The sequence below is a fragment of the Sneathiella aquimaris genome (assembly GCF_026409565.1).
Lineage (GTDB): Bacteria > Pseudomonadota > Alphaproteobacteria > Sneathiellales > Sneathiellaceae > Sneathiella > Sneathiella aquimaris.
The window spans coordinates 2,224,752-2,249,322 of sequence record NZ_CP112881.1 but is presented as its reverse complement, the minus strand read 5'-3'; the positions used below and the strand labels follow the sequence as shown (position 1 = coordinate 2,249,322).

The 24,571-nt window shown below is 48.6% G+C and carries 25 protein-coding genes; all 25 read left to right on the top strand.

Annotated elements, in window-relative coordinates; genetic code table 11:
• Positions 1 to 2: 2 nt before the first annotated feature.
• The 25 genes from nuoI to OIR97_RS10540 all read left to right on the top strand — a co-directional run bounded on the left by nuoI (position 3) and on the right by OIR97_RS10540 (position 24,487).
• Positions 3 to 491, top strand: coding sequence for an NADH-quinone oxidoreductase subunit NuoI (gene nuoI / locus OIR97_RS10660; protein WP_169545612.1), 489 nt, complete (start codon positions 3 to 5; stop codon positions 489 to 491).
• 65 nt (positions 492 to 556) lie between these two features.
• Positions 557 to 1,171, top strand: a complete 615-nt coding sequence (locus OIR97_RS10655; protein ID WP_169545611.1) for an NADH-quinone oxidoreductase subunit J — start codon at positions 557 to 559, stop codon at positions 1,169 to 1,171.
• Positions 1,172 to 1,180: 9 nt separating this feature from the next.
• The gene (gene nuoK / locus OIR97_RS10650) at positions 1,181 to 1,489 is read left to right on the top strand and encodes an NADH-quinone oxidoreductase subunit NuoK (RefSeq protein WP_169545610.1); all 309 of its coding nucleotides are present in this window, start codon (positions 1,181 to 1,183) and stop codon (positions 1,487 to 1,489) included.
• 14 nt (positions 1,490 to 1,503) lie between these two features.
• Positions 1,504 to 3,435 (top strand): NADH-quinone oxidoreductase subunit L, encoded by a 1,932-nt coding sequence (nuoL, locus tag OIR97_RS10645; RefSeq protein WP_169545882.1) that lies wholly within the window; start codon positions 1,504 to 1,506, stop codon positions 3,433 to 3,435.
• A gap of 3 nt (positions 3,436 to 3,438) precedes the next feature.
• On the top strand, positions 3,439 to 4,950 hold the full coding sequence (locus OIR97_RS10640; RefSeq protein ID WP_169545609.1) for an NADH-quinone oxidoreductase subunit M: 1,512 nt from the start codon (positions 3,439 to 3,441) through the stop codon (positions 4,948 to 4,950).
• Between the two features lie 7 nt (positions 4,951 to 4,957).
• Positions 4,958 to 6,403: an NADH-quinone oxidoreductase subunit NuoN gene (gene nuoN, locus OIR97_RS10635; RefSeq protein ID WP_407696655.1), complete on the top strand. Its 1,446-nt coding sequence runs from the start codon at positions 4,958 to 4,960 to the stop codon at positions 6,401 to 6,403.
• A complete protein-coding gene (locus tag OIR97_RS10630; protein ID WP_169545607.1) occupies positions 6,400 to 7,179 on the top strand; it encodes a biotin--[acetyl-CoA-carboxylase] ligase in 780 nt (259 codons plus the stop codon). The genes nuoN and OIR97_RS10630 overlap by 4 nt, the downstream gene beginning before the upstream one ends.
• 11 nt (positions 7,180 to 7,190) lie before the next feature.
• Entirely contained in the window at positions 7,191 to 7,961 is a 771-nt protein-coding gene (locus OIR97_RS10625) for a type III pantothenate kinase (protein ID WP_169545606.1), read from the top strand.
• A gap of 78 nt (positions 7,962 to 8,039) precedes the next feature.
• On the top strand, positions 8,040 to 8,474 hold the full coding sequence (locus OIR97_RS10620) for a hypothetical protein (RefSeq protein WP_169545605.1): 435 nt from the start codon (positions 8,040 to 8,042) through the stop codon (positions 8,472 to 8,474).
• Between the two features lie 100 nt (positions 8,475 to 8,574).
• Positions 8,575 to 9,024, top strand: coding sequence for a hypothetical protein (locus tag OIR97_RS10615; RefSeq protein ID WP_169545604.1), 450 nt, complete (start codon positions 8,575 to 8,577; stop codon positions 9,022 to 9,024).
• Between the two features lie 71 nt (positions 9,025 to 9,095).
• A complete protein-coding gene (locus OIR97_RS10610; RefSeq protein WP_169545603.1) occupies positions 9,096 to 10,760 on the top strand; it encodes a ribonuclease J in 1,665 nt (554 codons plus the stop codon).
• Between the two features lie 51 nt (positions 10,761 to 10,811).
• Entirely contained in the window at positions 10,812 to 11,216 is a 405-nt protein-coding gene (gene mce, locus OIR97_RS10605; RefSeq protein WP_169545602.1) for a methylmalonyl-CoA epimerase, read from the top strand.
• Positions 11,217 to 11,232: 16 nt separating this feature from the next.
• Complete coding sequence (locus OIR97_RS10600) at positions 11,233 to 11,493, top strand: DUF1467 family protein (RefSeq protein ID WP_169545601.1); 261 nt, start codon at positions 11,233 to 11,235, stop codon at positions 11,491 to 11,493.
• Positions 11,494 to 11,602: 109 nt separating this feature from the next.
• Entirely contained in the window at positions 11,603 to 12,022 is a 420-nt protein-coding gene (locus OIR97_RS10595; protein ID WP_169545600.1) for a hypothetical protein, read from the top strand.
• 120 nt (positions 12,023 to 12,142) lie between these two features.
• Positions 12,143 to 13,456, top strand: coding sequence for a proline--tRNA ligase (gene proS, locus OIR97_RS10590; protein ID WP_169545599.1), 1,314 nt, complete (start codon positions 12,143 to 12,145; stop codon positions 13,454 to 13,456).
• A 30-nt stretch (positions 13,457 to 13,486) separates the two neighbouring features.
• Positions 13,487 to 14,710: a lipoprotein-releasing ABC transporter permease subunit gene (locus OIR97_RS10585; protein ID WP_169545881.1), complete on the top strand. Its 1,224-nt coding sequence runs from the start codon at positions 13,487 to 13,489 to the stop codon at positions 14,708 to 14,710.
• The gene (locus OIR97_RS10580) at positions 14,703 to 15,383 is read left to right on the top strand and encodes an ABC transporter ATP-binding protein (RefSeq protein ID WP_169545598.1); all 681 of its coding nucleotides are present in this window, start codon (positions 14,703 to 14,705) and stop codon (positions 15,381 to 15,383) included. The genes OIR97_RS10585 and OIR97_RS10580 overlap by 8 nt, the downstream gene beginning before the upstream one ends.
• Before the next feature lie 283 nt (positions 15,384 to 15,666).
• Positions 15,667 to 17,208, top strand: coding sequence for a benzoate-CoA ligase family protein (locus OIR97_RS10575; protein ID WP_169545597.1), 1,542 nt, complete (start codon positions 15,667 to 15,669; stop codon positions 17,206 to 17,208).
• An 8-nt stretch (positions 17,209 to 17,216) separates the two neighbouring features.
• Positions 17,217 to 18,014 carry an alpha/beta fold hydrolase gene (locus OIR97_RS10570; protein ID WP_169545596.1) on the top strand — a complete coding sequence of 266 codons (798 nt, stop codon included), beginning with the start codon at positions 17,217 to 17,219 and terminating at the stop codon, positions 18,012 to 18,014.
• 6 nt (positions 18,015 to 18,020) lie between these two features.
• Positions 18,021 to 18,494, top strand: a complete 474-nt coding sequence (locus OIR97_RS10565; RefSeq protein ID WP_169545595.1) for a DUF309 domain-containing protein — start codon at positions 18,021 to 18,023, stop codon at positions 18,492 to 18,494.
• Positions 18,495 to 18,600: 106 nt separating this feature from the next.
• Positions 18,601 to 20,262, top strand: a complete 1,662-nt coding sequence (boxC, locus tag OIR97_RS10560) for a 2,3-epoxybenzoyl-CoA dihydrolase (protein ID WP_169545594.1) — start codon at positions 18,601 to 18,603, stop codon at positions 20,260 to 20,262.
• A gap of 68 nt (positions 20,263 to 20,330) precedes the next feature.
• The gene (gene boxB, locus OIR97_RS10555; RefSeq protein ID WP_169545593.1) at positions 20,331 to 21,782 is read left to right on the top strand and encodes a benzoyl-CoA 2,3-epoxidase subunit BoxB; all 1,452 of its coding nucleotides are present in this window, start codon (positions 20,331 to 20,333) and stop codon (positions 21,780 to 21,782) included.
• Between the two features lie 71 nt (positions 21,783 to 21,853).
• On the top strand, positions 21,854 to 23,044 hold the full coding sequence (boxA, locus tag OIR97_RS10550) for a benzoyl-CoA 2,3-epoxidase subunit BoxA (RefSeq protein ID WP_169545592.1): 1,191 nt from the start codon (positions 21,854 to 21,856) through the stop codon (positions 23,042 to 23,044).
• A gap of 7 nt (positions 23,045 to 23,051) precedes the next feature.
• On the top strand, positions 23,052 to 23,471 hold the full coding sequence (locus OIR97_RS10545; protein WP_169545591.1) for an acyl-CoA thioesterase: 420 nt from the start codon (positions 23,052 to 23,054) through the stop codon (positions 23,469 to 23,471).
• An 86-nt stretch (positions 23,472 to 23,557) separates the two neighbouring features.
• Positions 23,558 to 24,487, top strand: coding sequence for a helix-turn-helix transcriptional regulator (locus tag OIR97_RS10540; RefSeq protein WP_169545590.1), 930 nt, complete (start codon positions 23,558 to 23,560; stop codon positions 24,485 to 24,487).
• Positions 24,488 to 24,571 lie beyond the last annotated feature (84 nt).

Sequence of the window (24,571 nt, the reverse complement as noted above, 5' to 3'; positions counted from 1 at the left end):
TAATGGGCTTTATAGATAAACAGGCACGTAGTCTGCTTCTTGGGGAAATTGTCTCCGGGTTTGCCATGACGTTTCGGTATATGTTTCGGACAAAAGCGACCATCAATTACCCCTATGAAAAAGGGCCATTGAGTCCGCGTTTCCGGGGCGAGCATGCGTTGCGCCGTTACGCCAATGGGGAAGAGCGTTGCATCGCCTGTAAACTGTGCGAAGCGGCCTGTCCTGCACTGGCGATTACCATTGATGCCGAACCTCGTGAAGACGGTAGCCGCCGGACGACACGGTATGACATTGATATGACAAAGTGCATTTATTGCGGCTTCTGTCAGGAAGCCTGTCCGGTGGATGCCATTGTGGAAGGCCCAAATTTCGAGTTTGCGACTGAAACACGCGAAGAACTTTTCTATGACAAGGCAAAACTACTTGCCAACGGTGATCGGTGGGAGCAAGAGCTCGCTCAAAACCTGAACGCCGACACACCATACAGATAAGGTAGGATGAACGCTGTGTCTCCAGTGATCAAAATGTTGACTTCATCAACAGGGGGGGGAAAGTAATGATAATCGCTACTCTTGCTTTCTATCTTTTTGCCATATTGACAGTTGCCGCCGCCTTCATGGTGATTGCGTCAAAAAATCCGGTCCATTCGGTACTGTTTCTGATCTTGGCTTTCTTTAATTCAGCAGGTCTGTTTGTTCTGCTTGGCGCGGAATTCCTGGCGATGATCCTTGTGGTTGTCTATGTCGGTGCCGTTGCTGTCCTGTTCCTGTTTGTTGTGATGATGTTGGATATCAACTTCTCTGAACTTCGGCAGGGCTTCCTTCAGTATCTTCCAATCGGCGCATTGATCGGGCTTATTCTGCTTGTAGAGCTGCTTCTGGTTGTTGGTAGCTGGTCACTGTCGCCCGAAGCCATCGAGCTTGCGACAGCGAAGGTGACAGCGGATAGCAACCTTACCAATACCGAGCAATTGGGGTCGCTGCTCTATACAGATTATGCCTACCTGTTTCAGGCTGCGGGCATGATCCTGCTTGTTGCAATGATCGGGGCGATCGTTTTGACACACCGTCAACGTGAAGGTGTTAAGAAACAGGTGATTGCCGATCAGGTTTATCGTCGTCCAGAAGAGTCAATGGCGGTTCGTAAAGTCGAACCCGGCCAAGGCATTTAGGAGAGCGAGATGGAAATCGGACTTGCCCATTACCTTACTGTGTCAGCGATATTGCTTACACTTGGTATCTTCGGGATCTTCCTGAATAAAAAGAACGTGATTGTTATTCTGATGTCTGTGGAGTTGATGCTCCTCGCGGTGAATATCAATCTGGTTGCGTTTTCTTCTTTCCTTGGCGATATGGTGGGGCAGGTATTTACCCTCTTTATCCTGACTGTCGCGGCGGGTGAGGCTGCGATCGGTCTTGCCATTCTCGTTGTTTACTTCCGAAACCGTGGATCGATTGCGGTTGAGGACATCCATCACATGAAAGGCTAAGGCTAGAGAAAATGATGTACGTCCTCATTGTATTCCTTCCTCTGATCGCAGCAATGCTGGCAGGCTTTTTTGGCCGTCAGATTGGCGTAAAGGGAAGTCAGATCGTTACCTGCGGTGCTGTTGCCATCAGTGCCATCCTGTCTTGGGTCGCCCTTATACAGGTGGCTTTTGGTAGTGATCCGCAGACGGTTCAGCTCTTTACATGGATTTCTTCGGGTACGTTCGATGTGTCCTGGGTCCTGCGTATTGACAGCCTGACAGCAGTGATGCTGGTTGTTGTTAATACGGTTTCCGCTCTGGTTCACATTTATTCCGTGGGCTATATGAGCCACGATCCGCACAGACAACGTTTCATGGCGTATTTGTCACTGTTTACGTTTGCCATGTTGATGCTGGTCACCTCTGACAACTTCCTGCAGATGTATTTCGGCTGGGAAGGCGTTGGCTTGGCAAGTTATCTGCTGATCGGTTTCTGGTATAAAAAACCTTCAGCCAACGCGGCCTCTATCAAGGCGTTTGTTGTGAACCGTGTTGGTGACTTCGGCTTCGCCCTTGGTATCATGGGCATTTATCTGGCTTTCGGATCCATCAGTTTCGATACTGTATTTGCGGCAGCGCCGGATATGGTTGGCCAAACCTTTGGTTTCCTTGGCTATGACGTTGATGTTCTGACGACAATCTGTTTGCTGTTATTCCTGGGTGCAATGGGTAAATCAGCCCAGCTTGGTCTGCACACCTGGTTGCCAGACGCGATGGAAGGCCCGACCCCTGTGTCTGCGCTGATCCATGCGGCGACGATGGTGACGGCGGGTGTCTTCATGGTTGCGCGTTGCTCGCCGATCTTTGAATTTGCGCCAATCGCTCTGGAGGTTGTAACGGTTGTCGGTGCGTCGACAGCGTTGTTTGCAGCAACCGTTGGTCTGGTTCAAAATGACATTAAACGGGTGATCGCCTATTCAACCTGTTCACAGCTTGGCTATATGTTCTTTGCCATTGGCGTTGGTGCTTATCCGATTGCGATTTTCCATCTGTTCACCCACGCTTTCTTTAAAGCGTTGCTGTTCTTGGGGTCCGGTTCGGTTATTCATGCCGTGTCTGATGAACAGGATATGCGGAAAATGGGCGGCCTTGGAAAACACATCAAGATCACCTATGCCATGATGCTTATCGGTACTCTGGCTTTGACCGGCTTTCCGTTCCTGTCTGGTTTCTATTCCAAAGATGCTGTCATTGAGGCCGCATATGCTGCTGGAACAGGTGTTGGTGAATATGCTTTCTGGTGTGGTGTGGCTGCCGCGGTTTTGACAGCTTTCTATTCCTGGCGTCTGGCGTTTCTTACATTCCATGGTGAACCACGGGCTGATAAAGAAGTTATGTCACATGTGCATGAAAGCCCGTTTGTCATGCTGTTCCCGCTCTATGTGTTGGCAATTGGCGCTTTGTTTGCAGGTTTCTTCTTCTATGGCCCGATGGTTGGCGACGGATATAAGGAATTCTGGGGAGATGCGATCTTTATCGCAGAAGCCAATACTGTAATGGCGGACTTCCATCATCCTCCAACCTGGGTGATTGCTCTGCCGATTATCGCAGGCTTCCTTGGCTTGCTGGTGGCGTTCAATATGTATATTCGCCGTACAGACATTCCCGTTCAATTGGCAAAAACCCATTCTGCCCTGTACCAGTTCCTGCTCAACAAATGGTATTTTGATGAACTTTATGATGTCTTGTTTGTCAAAACCGCCCGTTGGCTTGGCAATAAATTCTGGACCTTCGGTGATGGCAAAATTATCGACGGACTGGGACCCAATGGTGTTGCGGCCCGTGTCGTTGACCTTGCCAAGCGGGCATCGGTTCTTCAAAGCGGATATGTTTACCATTATGCATTTGCAATGCTGATCGGTGTTGCAGCGTTCGTTTCCTTCTTTTTCCTCGCAGGTGGACACTAAGTCATGGCTGATTGGAATATACTCTCATTTGTGACCTTCTTTCCGTTAGCAGGGGCGTTAATGATCCTGCTTACCGGCGGTAAAAAAGAAGATGCCAACCGGAATGCGCGGCATGTTGCCCTTTGGACAACCGTTGCGACTTTCGCTGTTTCTCTTTTGATCTGGGTTTACTTTGACCCCTCTCAAGCGGGCTTCCAGCTCGTAGAAGATGCGGCTTGGCTCGGTGAAACCATTCGGTATAGGATGGGCGTTGACGGTATTTCGATGCTGTTCATCATCCTGACAACCTTCCTGATGCCCCTTTGTATTCTCGCCAGTTGGGATGCCATTACGGTTCGGGTTCGCGAATATATGATTGCGTTTCTGATCATGGAAACACTGATGATCGGTGTGTTCTGTGCGTTGGATATGGTGCTGTTCTATCTGTTCTTTGAAGCCGGTTTGATCCCTATGTTCCTGATCATTGGTATCTGGGGCGGTGCGAACCGGGTTTATGCAAGTTTCAAATTCTTCCTGTACACGTTGGTCGGGTCGGTTTTGATGCTGGCAGCGATGATCGCCATGTATCAGATCGCTGGTACAACGGATATTCAGGTCCTGATGGAAACTCAGTTTGCCAGTGAATTGCAGACTTGGTTGTGGCTTGCATTCTTCGCATCCTTTGCTGTGAAAGTGCCGATGTGGCCAGTTCATACATGGTTGCCCGATGCGCACGTTCAGGCCCCAACGGCCGGTTCTGTGATCCTGGCAGGTGTTTTGCTGAAAATGGGTGGGTACGGCTTCCTACGGTTCTCAATCCCGATGTTCCCAGAAGCATCAGATTACTTTGCACCGATGGTCTTCGCCCTGAGTGTGGTGGCCATCATTTACACATCCCTGGTGGCCTTGGTGCAGAAAGACATGAAGAAGCTGATTGCTTATTCCTCTGTCGCGCATATGGGGTTCATCACAATCGGTATTTTCACTTTCACCCAACAGGGGCTTGAAGGCGGCATACTGCAAATGATCAGTCACGGTATTGTCTCCGGCGCTTTGTTCCTATGTGTGGGTGTGATCTACGATCGTATTCATACTCGTGAAATCTCTCGCTATGGCGGACTGGTTCATCGGATGCCGAAATACGCTGTAATCTTCATGATCTTTACGATGGCGACGATTGGTCTTCCCGGAACAAGTGGCTTCGTTGGCGAGTTCCTTATTCTGGTTGGAACCTATCAAGTCAGCACATGGACGGCTTTCTTCGCGACCACCGGTGTAATTCTGGGGGCCGCTTATAGTCTGTACCTGTATCGCCGGGTTGTTTTTGGTGAGTTGGTTAAAGAAGACCTGAAAAACATTCTGGACGTCAATAAACGCGAACTTCTGATTTTCGCGCCCTTGATTGTTGTCGCAATGTGGATCGGCGTTTACCCGGAACCGTTTCTTAATATCATGCATGCTTCTGTGACGAACCTCATGGAACAGCATCAACTGGCGCTAGATGCCGCCAAAACAGCCGTTCAAGCGGCTAAATAGGTAGGATTTGACAATGGATTTGCATGACTTTTCAATCGCGCTTCCGGAAATCTTTCTGGCCTTGGCCTCAATGGCCTTGTTGATGTTCGGTGTGTATAAAGGGAAGGGGGCGACAAAGCCCGTTTCCTGGATGGCAACGATTTCCCTGATCATAGCAGCCGTTCTGGTGCTACTGGGCAATGGCAATTCAGCCGTAACCTTTAATGGTTTGTTTCAGGTCGACATTTTTGGTTCTTTCATGAAGGTTCTTGCCCTTGGCGCGTCGGCATTGGCGATCATCATGAGCATGGATTTCAATGCGCGGGAGCGGATTGACCGGTTTGAATTCCCGGTACTGATCGTTATCGCGGCACTGGGTATGTTGCTGATGATCTCGGCCAATGACCTGATGTCACTTTATCTGGGTATTGAATTGATGAGCCTGTCGCTTTACGTAACAGCGGCCTTCAGAAGAGACAGCTTGCGTTCGACAGAAGCGGGTCTGAAATATTTCGTCTTGGGTGCCCTTTCTTCAGGAATGCTGCTTTATGGCTGTTCCCTGATATATGGCTTCACCGGGACTACGAATTTTGATCTGATTGCACAGTCATTGACTGAAGGGCATGACGGTCCAAATATCGGCTTGTTGATTGGTTTGGTCTTCCTGATTGCAGGACTGTGTTTCAAGGTTTCTGCGGTTCCTTTTCACATGTGGACACCAGATGTTTACGAAGGGGTTCCAACTCCTGTAACGGCTTTCTTTGCAGCCGCGCCCAAGGTCGCCGGTATGGCATTGTTTATGCGGGCGTTCCTGACACCATTTGGTGACATGGTCGATCAGTGGCAGCAGATCATTGTTTTTGTGTCCATTCTTTCCATGGTCCTTGGGGCGTTTGCCGCCATAAACCAGAAGAATATCAAACGCCTGATGGCCTATTCGTCGATCGGTCATATCGGATATGCGCTTGTTGGTCTTGCCGCTGGCACCGAAGAAGGTGTTAAAGGGGTCCTGATCTACTTGACCATCTACGTTGTGATGAATATCGGAACGTTTGCCATTATACTGTCCATGCGTCAGAAAGATGGTATGGTGGAAGACATCTCGCAGTTGGCTGGTCTGGGTAAATCCCGTCCGATGATGGCCTTCTTGTTGATGATCTTTATGTTTAGCCTGGCGGGCATTCCGCCGTTGGCCGGGTTCTTCGGTAAATTCTATGTCTTCGTAGCGGCAATCAATGCTGGCCTGTATGCCCTTGCGATTATCGGCTTGTTGGCGTCGGTCGTGGGTGCTTTCTATTATATTCGTATCGTTAAAATCATGTATTTTGATGATGAAGCAGAAGGCTTTGAACCTCTCAACAAAACATTGGCTGTTATTATGGGGGCGTCTGGTGTCTTCACGATGCTGTTCTTTGTGTATCCTGCTCCATTGTTGGCGGGCGCAGCTTCAGCCGCTGGAGCCCTGTTTCAGTGACCAAGGATCAGGGCGGCCGACAGATTAGCCTGCCGCCCTTTTTTACCCTTCATGCCTTTGACAGTATAGGCAGTACAAATGAAGAAGCGCGGGTACTTGCTGATAAAGGGGCCGTTGAAGGTCAGCTAGTATGGGCGCGTTCTCAAAATCAGGGTGTCGGTCGCAGGGGCCGAGGCTGGAGCAGCCCGGAAGGCAATCTTTATTGCTCTTTGATGCTTCGACCAAATTGTTCCGTTCAGGAAGGCGCCAAACTTTCCTTTCTCATTGCGTTGGCATTATACCGTTCGGCGAAAGAGGTCCTGCCAAACGATGCGGATCTTTCATTAAAATGGCCCAACGATCTATTAATTAACCGTCATAAAGTGGCGGGGATCCTGCTTGAAAGTAAAAGCGCATCTGACGGCAATCTTGAATGGCTGGTTGTTGGTACGGGTGTTAATATTGCTTTCTTTCCCGAGCATACTGACGGATTGCCAGCGACATCGTTCCAAAAGCAGGGAAGTGATTGTTCTATCGAACAGGTTTTGGCTTTGTATGCGGATCATTTTCTGGCGCTTTATCGGGTTTGGCAAAAAGAAGGTTTTGACCCTATTCGCCGGGAATGGCTACAATATGCATCTGGGATCAACGAAAAAATTACCGTCCGCTTGCCCAATGAAACGTTTAATGGAACATTTATAGATCTTGATACAGCGGGGGCACTTGTGCTTCAGTTAGAAGATGGATCACAAAGAATGGTAACGGCAGGAGAGGTTTTTTTTCTGCCCAATGATTAAGTGAGGGTCTCATGCTGTTGGCAATTGACGTTGGAAATACGAATATCACCTTCGCTGCTTTTTCAGGAAAAAGCCTTGTAAATGAATGGCGTATTGCGACATCCGGAACGCGTACAGCCGAAGAATATGGTGTTTGGCTAAGCCAGTCGATGGCTTTGGATGATTTAAAGCTCATTGATATAAAAGACGTTATCATTGGAACCGTTGTGCCTGGCGCCCTATTTAATTTAAAGGGTATGTGCAAACGTTATTTCGGATGTACCCCGCTGGTGATTGGTGAGCCGAACGTGGACTTGGGGATGACACCACAGATTGATAATCCGCAAGAAGCGGGGGCTGATCGATTGGTGGACGCTGTTGCGGCTCACTCCAAATACGGCGGGCCCCTTATCGTATTGGATTTTGGGACAGCAACAACCCTCGACGTAGTGGATGAGCAGGGTAATTATGCAGGCGGAATTATCGCCCCTGGCGTTAATTTAAGCCTGGACGCGCTTCACAGTGCCGCGGCAAAACTTCCTCGAATTGCAATTGAAAAACCAAAGCAGGTTATCGGCAAAAATACATTGGAATGTATGCAGTCAGGCATATTCTGGGGATATATCAGCATGATTGAAGGGCTGATCAACCGGATCCGTGACGAATATGGTTTATCGCTGAAAACAGTTGCGACTGGTGGGTTGGCCAGCCTCTTCGGGAGGCATACGGAGTATATTGATTATATTGATAAAGATCTGACCCTCAGCGGTCTTGTCGAAATTTTTCATAAAAATAAGGTCTGAACGAAAGAAATTATATTAAATACCAATCACTTAGAAGAAGGTGGTTTCCTATCACTCCTAATTAGGTGTAAATGGCTAATGGCAACAACTGGCTACAAATACAAAATTGATCTGGTCGCGAACTGTATTTTTGTGAAGCATTACGGGTCAATTACTTTTGATAGCTTGCGGGAAAGATCAAATGATGCTGGCGCCCACCCTGATCACCGACCGGGATTGAACAGAGTTCTGGATTTAACAGGTTGCAGCATTGAGATTGATCCGGCTGGAATAAGGGCCGTTGCTGGTTACATAAAGGAACAATCCGCCCTGCGCGGGACCTATACGGAAATATTGATCGTGGATAGTGCATTGGCGTTCGGTTTTGGGCGCGTAATAAGCGGTTTACTTGATGAGAATTTTGTTCGATATCTTATTTTTTATGCGGACGCGCCAAATTTAGGTGTTGAAGTAAAAAAAGCACTCTCACTAAATGACGAATATTTGCTGCCCGAATTTTTGATAATTCAATAACCTTTTTAGTTTGTGTCTATCGCTCGAGTTCTGTATGTATTCGTGATTAAGGTTAATACTAATATATTAAATTTTTAATGTTTGAATTTTGAGTGGGCAAGTGACTAATTCTGGTTTTGAGTATTCTATTGTCAAGGAAGCCAAATGCTTTTTCGTAAAGCACTACGGTGTTTTGACAAAAGAAATTTTAATAAACGGTAATAAGGCCGTGGCGGATGATTGTGCTTATCGCGGTGATCTGAACCGTTTGATTGATGTTTCCGGCTGTTCGCTGGAGCTAAGCTCGGATGACATAAGGCTTTTATCTTCCAAAAAATTGACTACCCAATATTCGGATTTGAGTTTCCGGGGGGCGTATCTTGTTGATACTACGCTGGCTCATGGTTTAGCACGGATGTTTAATTCGCGCATGCCCAATGGAAACAGCGAATATCAAATATTTGATATTAACCTCATAAAGACACCACAGGTCGTGCTGGATTGGCTTTCCCTTTCCGATATTGATGTCGTACCGACCTTTATCAGCCTGCGAAAATTGGGGTCGTCTTGAATTTCAGGCTTTCTGTTTCTACGGGTTACTGCTAGGTATTCCTTTCTGCGCCTTTAGGTATTGGTTTTTTTATGGATTTTAATAACAGCCTGCATTTCCTCCCTCTTGGAGGAAGTGGTGAAATTGGTATGAACCTCAATTTGTATTGCTGTAATGGCAAGTGGTTGATGGTTGACTGTGGAATTTCTTTTGCTGATGAGCGGGCGCCAGGAATTGACCTCATTGTACCGGACGCCAGTTGGATCGCCGAGCGTCGGGCTGATTTACTGGCCATTGTTGTGACACATGCCCATGAAGACCATGTTGGTGCTGTTGCGCGGATGTGGCGCCAGTTTCAATGTCCTGTTTATACCAGTCCTTTCACGGCACAAATTCTACACAATAAGCTGGTCGAGGAAGGGTTGGAGGATGACGTCATCGTCAATATCGTCTCACCGGGCAGTTCCGTGCAAATCGGTGATTTTCATCTGGATTTTGTTGATTTAACCCATTCCATACCCGAAATGCAGGCTCTGATGATTACAACGCCCCATGGCAAGGTGCTGCATAGTGGTGACTGGAAACTGGACCCGGATCCGGTCGTTGGCCCGGAAAGTAACATGGGTAAAATGGGGGATATTTCTAACGATGTCCTTGCCATGATATGTGATTCCACAAATGTTTTTAAAAGTGGAACTTCGGGTTCTGAGGGAGATGTACAGGCTAGTCTGGATAGGTTGCTGGGCACCCTTAAACAGGGGCGCGTGGCAATAACAACCTTTGCCTCCAACATTGCCCGCCTGAAAACCATATCGGCTATTGCGGAAAAACATCAGCGGCATGTTGTACTTGTCGGACGGTCCTTGCACAGAATGACGGAAGCGGCAAAAAAGTCAGGATATTTGAATGACATACCCCCCTTTTTGAATGAAAAGGATCTAGGGTATCTGCCCCGTGAAAGCGTTCTGCTCCTCTGTACAGGCAGCCAGGGGGAAGTCCGCGGCGCTATGGCAAGGATTGCGCGGAATGATCACCAGAACGTCCGATTGGAAAAAGGCGATACGGTCATATTTTCATCCAAGGTTATTCCAGGTAATGAAAAAAGTCTTTATGCTTTGCATAATCAATTGACTGAAAATGGTGTCAATGTGATCACCGAGGCAGACGAATTTGTGCATGTCTCCGGTCATCCGGCCAAATCAGAACTTGAACAGATGTACAAGACCGTTCAGCCGAAAATCGCGATCCCGGTTCATGGGGAAGCCCGTCACTTGAAAGCGCATTGTGAATTGGCACTTTCCCTGGGAGTGTCGCAGGCAGTCGAAATTAAAAATGGCGATGTCCTGAAACTGGCACCTGGCGAAGCATTCATCGTTGGAACGGTACCTTCCGGGCGTTTTGCCGTGGATGTGGGCGGAATGACCCCCATGGACGGTGATTTTCTGTCTACCCGTCGGCGCATGATTTTTAATGGGGCCGCCAACGCGTTGATCATTATTAATGAGGCGGGTCAAATTACAGAAGATCCGGTGATTAACTTGCGCGGTGTTGTTGATGTGGATCTGTTTCCAGATCTGCAGGCCGATTTAAAGAAAGAAATTCTGGCGCGCCATTATGAAATGTCAAAACCGAATAGATTGAGGGACGATGAGGTCGCTGAAACCGCACGGCGTTCCATTCGAAAAGTTTTCCGGAAACTTGCAGGCCGACGGCCGATAACCGATGTGCATGTTGTGCGAATTGAAGAAGATGTGTAAAAGCTAACAAAAGAACATAAAGTATATAAGCGGATCACAAGGAATAAGAAAATGATTGGTCGTTTAAATCATGTTGCTATCGCTGTACCGGATCTGGAAGCGGCAACGAAAACCTACCGGGACGTATTAGGCGCTAAAGTGAGCGCTCCTCAGGCAGAACCGGATCACGGCGTTACCGTTGTGTTTGTCGAGTTGGACAATACAAAGATCGAGCTTCTCCACCCGCTGGGAGAGGGCTCTCCGATTGCTGGATATCTTGAAAAAAATAAGTCCGGCGGAATGCATCACGTGTGTTACGAAGTTGAAGATATTCTGGCGGCCCGCGACAAGCTTGTTGAACAGGGCGCCCGTATTTTGGGAAGCGGAGAGCCAAAAATTGGCGCTCACAAGAAGCCGGTATTGTTCCTGCATCCAAAAGATTTCAACGGGACCCTTGTCGAGTTGGAACAGGTTTAATTAAAGGCTGAATATTATGACCATTGTTGGCGGTATCGTTGTCTTTTCAATTACTTGGATGGTCGTTCTTTTTATGGTTCTGCCATGGGGGGTACGGTCCCAACTTGAAGATGAGAATACTGAAATTGAACCTGGTACGGTGGAAAGTGCTCCGGTTCAGCCAAGGATATTAAGAAAATTCGCCATTACAACACTTGTGACGGCGCTGTTATTTCTTGTCTTCTGGTCGACCCTGGAATTTGACTTGATTGATTATCGGGCTTTGATTGAGAGCTGACCTCGTTTTCTTCAGGCTTTTTTATGAAAGTGTCCGTATGCTGTTCAATATACCTGTTTCTTGGGAAGGTTGAACGATGCTACGGACCTTTTTTGTTAGGCTGTCTTGGATGCTTTTGGCAACCGTGCCTTTTGCCGCGCATGCTGATACATTGGAAAAAAGCGACACACCCGCCGAAACAGCAACGATCACGGTCAGCAAAGAAGATTGTTCTCATATCCAAAAATATGTCGCACAGCAGGACGTTACCTATAAACCCGGTGTTGATGTAAATGGGAACCCGGTGGCCCCGGCAGACTTACAGGACAACCGACTGGTTCTGCCCGAAAATATCGTCATTGATCTAAATCTGCCGCTTTCCGATTTACTGACTAATCCACCAGCGGGTCTTGAAAATGCTGAGGCATATATCGGAACGCTGAAATACAATCTGCTTTCTGGACGCCTGACATTTAATGGTCAGGAACTGGCAGATCCGGCGATCCATGCCATTGCGGAAGAATGCAGAAAACAATATAGCAAGCCGTAAGCGAACCTATGTGCGCCTTATGCCTTGCAATCTTGCGAAATCCCTATAAAAGTTAGAAAAAACGGCACCGGAACCGGGTCCGTTGAAATTCGGTATTCCATATTTGAGCACGAGGACCCAATGCGTCTTTCCCACTATTTTATGCCAACGTTGAAAGAAGATCCAAAAGAAGCACAAATCGTTTCTCATCGGTTGATGCTTCGGGCTGGAATGATCCAACAATCATCCGCGGGAATCTATTCATGGCTGCCACTGGGGCATAAGGTTCTAAAAAATATCGAAAAAATTGTTCGCGAAGAGCAAAATAAAGCAGGTGCTCTGGAAATTCTGATGCCAACAATCCAACCGGCAGACTTGTGGCAGGAGTCGGGTCGGTATGACGACTACGGCAAGGAAATGCTGCGTATCACTGACCGTCATGATCGTTCAATGCTGTATGGCCCGACAAATGAAGAGCAGGTGACAGACATTTTCCGCTCCAACGTGAAAAGCTATAAGGATTTGCCGCTTAACCTCTATCATATCCAGTGGAAATTCAGAGATGAAGTCCGCCCGCGGTTTGGGGTGATGCGCGGTCGCGAATTTTTGATGAAGGACGCTTATTCGTTCGATCTGGACTATGAAACATCAAAGATCGCTTACAATCGTATGTTCGTGGCCTATCTGAAGACTTACGCGCGGCTTGGTTTGCAAGCCATTCCACTGCGTGCAGACACAGGACCAATTGGCGGCGATCTATCCCACGAATTTATCGTCCTTGCAGAAACCGGCGAAAGCGAAGTCTTCTATCACAAGGACATTCTGACACTGGCGACACCTGAAGAGAAAGACCACAGTCCCGAGGAATTACAGGAGATTGTGGATAACTGGACTTCTTATTATGCCGCCGCTGATGATATGCATGACCCGAAGACCTGCACGGTTTCCGAGGGTGACCTTGTTACCCGGCGGGGGATCGAAGTGGGACATATTTTCCATTTTGGAGAAAAATATTCAGCAGCTATGGGCGCGACTGTAGCCGGTCCTGATGGAAAAGATGTCACGGTTTCAATGGGGTCCTACGGTATCGGGGTTTCTCGATTGGTGGGAGGCATTATTGAGGCATGTCACGACGAGAACGGTATTGTCTGGCCTGAAGAAGTTGCCCCCTTTAAAGTTGGCCTGATCAACCTTAAGTCTGGTGACGAGGCGTGTGATGCTGCGTGTGATGCTTTTTACGAGAAGTTGACCGCAGCAGGTGTTGAGGTTCTGTATGATGACACTTCAGACCGGGCAGGCGGAAAATTTGCCAAGATGGATCTGATCGGTCTTCCTTGGCAGGTAACAATTGGACCACGCGGACTAAAATCTGGTGTGTTTGAAGTAAAAAATCGCGCGACCGGGGAAAAAGTGGAATTAACCCCCGAAGATGCGCTGACCAAAATGGTGGGCTGATAGACCGTGTTTTCCCGATTTGAATGGACGATGGCGCTTCGGTATTTGCGGGCGCGCAGGCAAGAGGGTTTTATCTCTGTTATTGCCCTATTTTCATTTCTCGGGATTGGATTGGGCGTTGCCACGCTGATCATCGTCATGTCTGTCATGAACGGATTTCGGGCAGACCTGCTGGATAGAATTCTGGGAATGAACGGTCATTATGAAATCAAGGCCGCCGAAAATGGCGTATTGGTGGATTATGATCCGCTGGTTGCCCGTTTGGCGGCCCTGAAAGATATTGTGCGGGTTACACCCCTTATCCAGGGGCAGGTGATGGCCGCGGCTGGTAAAAACGCCAGTGGTGCGTTAGTGCGCGGTATGGCACCTGACCAACTGGATAAGCTGGAATTGCTGTCGAAGAATATCGTCTCGGGCTCCCTTGCAGGTTTTGCTGAGGATAAAGCCGTTATTATCGGGCATCGGTTTGCCCGCTCCCTCGGGGTTCGGGCGGGCGATAAGATCAAGCTTCTGTCGCCAAAAGGCAGTTCCACAGCCTTTGGCACCTTTCCCAGAGTGAAAACCTATACGGTCGCGGGTCTGTTCAATACGGGAATGTATGAATATGACAGCGGGTATGTGTTTATGTCCCTCTCGGCCGCTCAGAAATATTTCAAGCATGGCGAAGGGGTAACCTCCATTGAGGTTTTTGCAACCGATCCGGATCGGGCACTTGCCCTCAGATCAGATATTATTAATGCGGTCAATGTCCGCGCGTATATTTATGATTGGCAGCAGTCCCGGGCCAGTTTCTTTAACGCCCTGGAGGTTGAACGGAATGTCATGTTCCTGATTTTGACCCTGATCATCCTTGTCGCAGCGTTTAATATTATTTCAAGCCTGATTATGCTGGTGAAGGATAAAGGGAGGGATGTCGCCATTTTACGCACCATGGGGGCAACCCGCGGTATGATTATGCGTGTCTTTTTTATTGCTGGCGCGAGTGTCGGTGTTGTTGGCACTCTGTTCGGATTTCTGTTGGGGCTCGGCTTTTGCGCCAATATTGACCAAATCAAAAACCTGATTGAAGGATTGACCGGCGCCGAACTTTTTTCCGCCGAGATTTATTTCCTGTCAAACCTGCCTGCAAAAGTAGATCCGGCAGAGGTAACAACCGTGGTCATCATGGCGCTTGTCATATCTCTCGCAGCGACGATTTATCCGTCCTGGCGGGCTGCGCGGCTGGATCCGGTAGAGGCGCTTCGCTATGAGTAATTCTGTCTTGAAGCTGGAAAAAGTAGGTAGGACCTTCAAGCAGGGGCCTGAGACGCTTGAGATCCTTGATAATGTGGACCTGCAGATCAAGCCGGGTGAGATTGTCGCCTTGTTGGGGCAATCCGGTGCTGGCAAGTCGACGTTACTTCAAATTGCAGGACTACTTGAGCCTCCGACCAGTGGACGCGTGATAATCGCACAGACTGATTGTACAAAAGCATCCGATAAGCGCAGAACCGAAATGCGCCGGGATAAAATTGGGTTCGTCTATCAATTCCATCATCTTCTTCCGGAGTTTTCGGCGTTGGAAAATGTGATGATGCCAAATTTGATTGCAGGCATTTCCAGATCTGTATCCAAGCAGAAAGCAACTGCCCTGTTGACAAAAATGGGGTTGGAACATCGATTAAGCCATCGCCCAGCGAAGCTTTCCGGAGGGGAGCAGCAACGTGTTGCGATTGCACGCGCTTTAGCCAATGATCCCGCCTTGCTCCTTGCGGACGAACCTACGGGCAATCTGGATGAGCAGACTGCTGAGCTGGTTTTTGCTAACTTTATGGATCTTGTCCGTCAGCATAATGTTGCCGCGCTTGTCGCAACCCATAATCGGGATCTTGCTAAAAGAATGGACAGGATTGTCCAAGTTCGGGACCATATGCTGATCGAAGAGTAGTCTGGTAACGCCATTCGATAATTTTTCCGTACTGTTATTGGTTGCGACTTATCATAAGCATTATATTGCATGATATGTTTTGTCTTATAAAAACATTGTAAACAATTGAAAATAAAAGTTTTTATTTTCAATCACAGTATTTTTATGTTTAGTACCCTCTGATAATCTTGCATCACTTCTCCTGAAATGCATAATAATGCAGAAAAAGAAATCCTGCATATAAGCAGGGATAAAATTGGCCATTTAATGTAGGATTAAAAGCCAAAACTGGGAGGATGGAGAGTTGGGGCAAGTCAATGAAAATGCGGCCGCCTATTTTGTGGACAGGCATGCCAAGGGTGCTGCGGCTGAAAAGGTGGCGTTCACCGAAGCGGTTGATGGAGGACGTTCTTTAACCTATGCGGCGCTTGGTGAACAATCCGGTAAGATGACAGCGTTATTTGAGAAGTATCATATTCAGCCGGAAGATCGGGTTGTTATGTTAGTACATGACGTTGTCGAGTTTCCCGTTATTTTTTGGGGAAGCCTTAAGGCGGGCGTCATACCGGTTCCGGTCAATACCCTTCTTGCCGCGGATCTATATGCCCTTATTTTGGATGATAGTAAGGCTAAAAGTCTATTTGTATCTGAGGTGTTACTGGATGTTGTTAAGCCTGTGCTTAAAGATAGAAAATATCTGAAATCCGTTTTTGTCATTGGTGAGTCTCAGGAAGGGTTTTTGTCTTTCAATGATGAACTGGCGACGGTTCAGGAAAGGCCAACGACACAGGCGAGTGCAGATGAATGTGCGTTTTGGCTGTATTCCTCAGGATCAACCGGGCAGCCCAAGGGGGTTCGTCATGTACATGGCAGTCTTCAGGCCACGTCGGATACCTATGGCGCCCAAACCCTCAAGATTAACGTTGATGACGTGGTGTTCTCGGTTGCCAAGCTATTCTTTGCCTATGGTCTAGGGAACGGTATGACGTTCCCCATGTCCGTGGGGGCGACAACCGTCCTTTATCCAGGGCGGCCAACACCGGAAACGGTGTTTGATGTCATCAGGCGCTCAAATCCCACCGTGTTTTGCGGGGTGCCGACCCTTTATGCTGCGCTCGTCTCGGCGATGCCAGACAAGATGCCCAACGGAATGGAGCGCCTGCGGTGCTGTATTTCTGCTGGTGAGGCTTTGCCCGCTGAAATTGGCCGCAAGTGGAAGTCGGCCACCGGGGTTGATATTCTGGACGGTGTCGGATCAACCGAGATGTTGCATATTTTTCTCTCGAATGCCCCGGATGATGTAGTTTATGGGACATCCGGACGGGCGGTGCCGGGGTATCAGCTTAGACTGGTTGACGAAACCGGTGCCGAGGTTGGCGCCGGCGAGATTGGTGAACTTCTGGTAAACGGGCCGTCGGCTGCCGATGGATACTGGAACCAAAGGGACAAGACCCGGTCTACCTTTGAGGGCGTCTGGACCCGGACCGGCGACAAATATGAAAAGCAGGCGGATGGCCGTCTGGTTTATTGTGGGCGGACAGACGATATGTTCAAGGTCAGCGGGATCTGGGTGTCCCCGTTTGAGATCGAACAGGCTCTGGTTACCCATAAAGATGTTCTGGAAGCCGCTGTTGTTGCCGCTATGGATGAAAACGATCTGGAAAAGCCGAAAGCCTATGTCGTCTTAAAAGACGCTGTCAGTAAAGAGGGGTTGGAGGAACGACTGAAAGAGCATGTAAAAGAGGCTGTTGGCAAATGGAAGTACCCTCGCTGGATCGAGATTGTTGATGATCTTCCAAAGACAGCCACAGGTAAAGTGCAACGATTTAAGCTACGGTCTCAGTAAGTCCGGCCATGATCTGGCAAACCAAGAGTTCCCTTGTTTTTGAAGTGGACGGTGTGTCGTTAGAGGGGCGGTGTTTTGGTCCGCCGCCCGACGACGCACCAACGATCTTCCTGTTGCATGAGGGATTGGGCTGTGTTGACCTGTGGCGTGACTTTCCGCTTCGGCTGGTAAAAAGCCTCGGGTTTGGGGTTTTTGCCTATTCCCGGCAGGGTTATGGCCGGTCTGATCCAATTAGGCTGCCCCGCGCCCTTGATTATATGAATATCGAAGCTAAGGTGTCTTTGCCGAAAGTAATTTCCTTCGTTGGGGCGCGACGCTATGTGGTTATTGGGCATAGTGATGGTGCGTCTATAGCCGCAGCATATGCGGGGGAGTGTGCGGGACAGGGACTGGCGGGGATTGTTTTGATTGCTCCTCATTTCTTTGCAGAGGATATTAGCGTGAAGTCCATACGCCTGATAAAAGAGGCTTTCGAGCAGGGAGGGTTGAAAGACAGGCTTGCGAAATACCATTCAGATATTGATGGTGCGTTTTATGGATGGTGTGATGCCTGGCTTGATCCGGCGTTTTTGAATTGGCAGATCCTGTCGTCAGTGCGCACCATAGCCGTGCCGGCATTGATGATACAGGGGGCGCAGGACGAGTACGGCACCTGCCGGCAGGTAGAGGCATTTGAGAGAGAGTTGTCCGGCGATGGTACTGTTTTTATGCTACCCGATTGCGGGCATAGTCCGCATCTGGAAATGTCAGAAGATGTCGTGCATGCGATAAAGAATTTTATTCAAGATAACAGAATAGGTCTTTGAAAATAAATGACATTACTGGTTAAGGAAGCGCCCTATTCGGCGGCGGATATCCTGCCGCAAGGCCCAATGCACCGGCGTGTGGGAGATCGGGACTGTATTCACGCTGAGACGAAGCGGACCATTGAGCTTTTCATGGGTCGGGATGATCGGGTCTCGCTGAAGTCGCTGGAGAAGGTATCGCTGGGATGCGTGTTTTTTGAAGCGGGATACTATTGGGAAGCCCATGAAGTTTGGGAAGGGGTGTGGCTGGAATGTCTGCCAAACAGTGCCGAAAAATTTTTCTTGCAGGCGATGATACAGCTTACCAATGCAAAACTTAAAAAGGATTTGGGAAGGTTTGATGCGGCAGTGCGATTGGGAAAATTGTCCAGGGCGTTGCTGGAGCAGGCCTTTTCGGGAAAAGTTGAAAGCATATACCAGATAAGACTGGCGGATATCACGCCCTTTTTTGAAGGTTTTAAATCGAATAATGATATATAATGCACAATTCAATCATTGTTTTGTCAATTTTGAGAGAGAAATTTCTGGACAAGTGGCATTTTAGTGCATTATTATGCATAATGCTAAACGCTAGAGGAGAACAGTTGTGAGCAAGCGCATCGATTTTCAGGTAGACCCAACATCTTATCGCCATTGGCGGATCGAGTATGATGGCGAGATTGCCAGTCTCTTTATGGATGTTGATGAAAATGGGGGCCTGTTTGACGGTTACGAGCTTAAACTCAACTCCTATGATTTGGGGGTCGATATTGAACTTGCCGATATCGTCCAGCGGATGCGATTTGAACACCCGGAAGTCAAAACAGTGGTCCTTCAATCCGGCAAGGAAAAGGTCTTCTGTGCGGGTGCGAACATTCGTATGCTCGGTGGTGCTGAGCATGCCCATAAAGTGAATTTCTGTAAATTTACCAATGAGACACGCAACACTTTTGAAGCAGCAGGTGAAGAATCCGGGCAGCATTATATCAGCGCAATAAGAGGCGCCTGTGCCGGTGGTGGTTATGAACTTGCTCTGGCCTGTGACTATATCATGCTGACCGATGATGGCTCGTCCAATGTGGCTCTGCCAGAAGTTCCGTTACTGGCTGTCCTTCCGGGAACGGGCGGCCTTACGCGTGTCACAGATAAACGTAAAGTTCGCCGCGACCTGGCTGATGTATTCTGTTCCCTCGAAGAAGGTGTCAGGGGAAAGCGTGCGTTAAAGTGGAATTTGGTAGATGAGGTGCTCGCCAACTCCAAATTTGATGAAACGGTAAAAGAACGGGCCTTGGCATTTGCCGAGAAATCAAATCGGGCTCCTGCGGAAAAGGGGATTGCCTTGACACCTTTGACGCGCGAAATCGAAGATAATGGCAATCTTGTTTATTCAACGGTTGAAGTGGAAATCGACCGTGATGCAGGAACGGCCACAATCAATATTACTGGTCCAAAATCGACGGTCCCTCAATCAATGGATGAGTTGTTGGATCAGGGTGCGGACGCTTGGATTTTACGCTGCGCCCGTGAATTGGATGACGCGATCCTGCAATTGCGGCTCAACGAGCTTGAAATCGGCGTTCTTTTATTCTCCACGCAAGGGGACCCCGAACAGGTTGCAGCCCATGAAAAACTGGTTCTGGACAATCAGGACCATTGGTTGGCCAAGGAAATCTCTCTTTATTGGAAACGGGTTTTAAAACGCATTGATTTAACATCCCGGTCTTTGGTCGCCTTGGTGGAACCGGGGTCCTGTTACGCGGGGATGCTGGCTGAGATACTGTTTTCTGTCGATCGCAGCTATATGGCGGAAGGCGAGTTTGAGGGCGATAATCGTCCAATAGCAACCCTTTTGCTGACCGACGGGAATTTTGGTCCTTATCCAATGTCCAACGACCTGACACGATTACAGACCCGTTTTCTGGGAGATCCGGCACAGGTCTCAATGCTGGAGAAGATGAAAGGTCAATTGATCGACGCGGAGGATGCGGAAGAGCAAGGGCTTGTAACTTACTCGTTCGATGATATCGATTGGGAAGACGAAATCCGCATTTTCCTGGAAGAAAGAAGCAAGTTCTCGCCAGATGCAATGACCGGAATGGAAGCCAATCTTCGCTTTGCGGGCCCGGAAACCATGGAAACTCGAATTTTCGGACGCTTGACCGCGTGGCAAAACTGGATTTTCCAGCGGCCGAATGCGGTGGGCGAAAGTGGTGCGTTGCAGCGCTACGGGACCGGTGTTCGGGGTGAATATGATATGCGCCGCGTTTAAGGCAATATCCGAAAAAAAGATGTGTGGCAGCGCCACTTGATATAACTGACTAGGCTGAGGAACATGATATGGTTGATCTGATAAATGTGAGTTACGATACACAAATTCCCAACAATGTTGGGCTGTCGACGGATAAGCGTGTTCTAAAAGCCTTGGAACGCTGGCATCCGGGATATATCAACTGGTGGAAAGATCTTGGGCCGAGCGGCTTTCATGAAAGTCAGGTCTATCTAAGGACAGCGGTCAGTGTCGATCCGAAAGGCTGGGCAAAATTTGGGTATGTAAAGATGCCTGAATACCGGTGGGGCGTTCTCTTGTCGCCGCAAGTTGAAAATCGGACAATTCCGTGCGGCGAACATTACGGCGAGCCTGTCTGGCAGGAAGTGCCCGGTGAATATCGTTCCATGTTGCGTCGTCTGATCGTTATTCAGGGCGATACGGAACCAGCATCTGTCGAGCAACAGCGCTTTTTGGGGAAAACGGCCCCGTCGTTGTATGATATGCGGAACTTGTTTCAGGTGAATGTCGAAGAAGGACGTCATCTTTGGGCAATGGTGTATCTGCTGCAAAAGTATTTTGGCCGGGATGGCCGTGAAGAAGCCAACGAGTTATTGCGCCGGCAGTCCGGATCGGAAGAAGCCCCGCGGATGTTGGGGGCCTTCAACGAAGAAACACCGGATTGGCTGTCTTTTTTCATGTTTACCTATTTCACCGATCGGGATGGTAAAATGCAATTGGAAAGCCTGGCGCAATCAGGCTTTGATCCTTTGTCACGTTCCTGCCGCTTCATGCTGACAGAAGAAGCCCATCATATGTTTGTTGGTGAAACAGGCGTTGGCCGGGTCATTCAACGCACCTGTGATGCGATGAAAGAGGCGGGCATTGAAGATCCTTATGATATCGATGCGGTTCGTAATCTGGGAGTAATTGACCTTCCAACCATTCAGAAAAAGCTGAATTTTCATTATACGTTGTCTTTGGACCTGTTTGGTTCAGAGGTCTCCACAAACGCGGCAAATGCCTTCAACGCCGGTATTAAGGGGCGTTTTCAGGAAACCAAGATTGATGATGACCATCAGTTGAAAAACAGCACATATCCGGTAACTCGCTTGCAAAACGGGGTTATTACCCTGCAAGAGGTTCCGGCATTGTCAGCGATCAATATGCGTCTGCGGGATGATTATATCAAAGATGCAGCTGGAGGGGTGAAACGTTGGAATGCACTGATTGCCAAAACCGGTGTGCAGTTCGAAATGACCATTCCACATCAGGCATTTCATCGCCAGATCGGTGAATTTGCGTCTGTACGGACAACGCCTGCCGGTGATATTATTTCTCAGGCAGACTATGATGCCCGCCGGGATGAGTGGCTGCCCTCATCAGATGATGCGGCCTATATTCAATCCCTGATGAAGCCTTGCCTTGAGGCCGGGAAATATGCAGGCTGGATTGCACCGCCCCGTATTGGAATTGACAACAAGCCGGGCGACTTTGAATATGTACAGCTGCACGACTCGTAACAGATAGATAAAGTCGAGGACCGGGTCTCTCGGTCCTCAATGCATCTCTGAAATAGGGAATAGATCACCTTATGAGCACTCCTCAGAAGCAACATGTAATCGATCCTGAAATCTGCATTCGGTGTTACACATGCGAAGATGCATGCCCTGTTGATGCCATTACGCATAATGATGACAATGTGGTTGTTGATTTTACAAAATGTAATTTTTGTATGGATTGTATTGCGCCATGCCCAACCGGGTCTATTGATAACTGGCGGGTAGTGACAACCCCTTACAGTCTGGAAGATCAGTTTTCCTGGATGGAGTTGCCTGAACAGGAAGAAATCTCTGATAAGGATGGCGGCGGTAGTATCGAGGCGCTTGATCAGTCTATTGAAGCATTGCTGGCCGAAGCCCATGCCGGGGCAGGCGGTAAAGCCATTGCACCGTCAAGTGCATCGAAACCAACGGTGAACCTGTTCAATCTGGGAAATCCTGCAGAAGCAACAGTACAGGGAAACTTTCGCCTGACCAACGAACAGTCCGACAATGATGTGCGGCACATTATTCTGGATATGGGCGGACAAACCTTTCCTGTTCTTGAAGGTCAAAGTGTTGGAATTACGCCTCCCGGTACGGACGAAAATGGGATGCCATATTTACCGCGCCTTTATTCACTTTCCAGCCCCCGCGATGGCGAGCGACCAAACACAAATAATATCGCGCTGACCGTAAAGCGCGAAACAAACGGCGTCTGTTCCAACTATGTCTGTGACCTTAAGAAGGGCGATAAGGTTAAGGTTACCGGTCCTTTTGGCGCGACCTTCCTGATGCCGAATGACCCTCAGGCGAACTTACTGATGATTTGCACGGGAACAGGGTCAGCCCCGTTCAGAGCATTTACAATGCGTCGCCAGCGTATCGCACCAGAAAGTAATGCAAATCTGGTTCTGTTTTTCGGGGCTCGAACTCCGGACGCGCTCCCTTATTTTGGTCCATTGAAAAAAGTGCCCGATCGTTTCCTTCATAAAGAACTGGTATTCTCCCGCGAGGAAGGTCATGACAAGGAATATGTGCAGGACAGAATGATCAAAAAAGCGGATTTGATCAGCCGCCTGATCAGTTCGCCCCATACCTATATTTATGTGTGCGGCCTGAAAGACATGGAAGAGGGGGTCGAAGAGGCCTTTGAAACCATTGCAAGCAGTGCTGGCCTTAACTGGCAGGATATTCGAAATGAGTTGCGGGAAAATGGCCGTTACCATCTGGAAACATATTGAGGATTAAATGGTCACACTTCCTTTTATTCATTCGGTACGGGTTGGCTGGGGAGATTGTGACCCCGCGAAGATAGCCTATACCGGCAGGCTTCCATGTTTTGCACTAGAGGCTATCGACGCCTGGTGGCAAGAGCATGTGGGGCAGGATTGGTATTGTTTAAATCTGGACCGAAATGTTGGAACTCCTTTTGTTCATTTGAGTCTTGATTTTGTTTCTCCTGTTACGCCTCGATTTGCACTGGAATGTGAAGTGAGGCTTCGCAAAGTTGGCGAGAGCTCGGTTACCTTTCAGGTCATCGGGCGTCAGGACGGGATTGACTGTTTCACCGGGACATTTGTCAATGTATTCGTCGAGGCGGATAGTTTCAAAAAGCAATCGGCTCCTCCGGATATTCGGTCGCTTATTGAACCATTGATGATTGAGTAATGACCTCTGTAATACTGCGTGTTATATGTTGAAGCCATTGAAATATAGTGTTTTTCGCGTGTTATGAACGATTTGGTGTACAGCCTATGGAAAATGAAATTGCGTCTTTTGGTGGTAAAACACTCACAAGAGAGAAAGAGACTTCCTCTTTTGAAAACGATTTGGCGGCCCCCTTTATGGAGATGGTGGGGCAGCGGGTTCGTGAGGCGCGATCTCGGAAAAATATTTCCCGGAAGGCCCTGTCCGATATTTCGGGTGTGTCGCAACGCTATCTTGCGCAGCTGGAGACCGGATCTGGGAATATTTCCATTGTTTTGTTGAGGCGGGTGGCCGATGCCCTTGATTATAAAATCGAATGGCTTGTTGGCGAAGAAGATCCTTACCATTCAGAAATTATTCCCATTCTGTCACTTTTGCAGCAGTCGACGAAAGAACAGCGAAATCGCGTGCTGGAAATACTTGATCCCGACCACCCCGCCATAAAACGGTCGCGGCGAATTGCTTTCATTGGATTGCGCGGGGCTGGAAAATCCACTCTGGGACGGATGTCCGCGGAAGAAATTGGCGTGCCTTTTCTGGAGCTGAACGAGGAAATTGAACAAGCTAGTGGTATGCCGGTAAATGAGGTGATTGCCTTATATGGACAGGAGGGGTACCGAAGGCTTGAAAAACAATCCGTGGAAAGGATTGCTGCCACACATGATTCTATCGTTCTTGCTGTGGCGGGCGGTATTGTGTCGGAACCGGAAACCTTCAATTATCTTCTACGTCACTATCACACAATTTGGCTCAAGGCCGATCCTGATGATCATATGTCACGGGTTCGGGGGCAAGGGGACGAGCGACCCATGGCGGGTAATCCGGAAGCGATGGATGAATTGAAAAGTATCCTGATGAGCCGTGAGGCATTGTATGCGCGGGCGGAGATGACCGTAAATACGTCAGGACGGGATGTGGGGCAGGCACTGAGTGATATTTTGTCTGTCATGCGGGAATGTGGCCTGATCGAAATATAGGGGCGCGGTCTAAGGCATTGATAAATATCAGTTTAGGCACCCTTTATTTGAGGGTGTTTTTTTTAGTTTGACAAAAGAACAAAA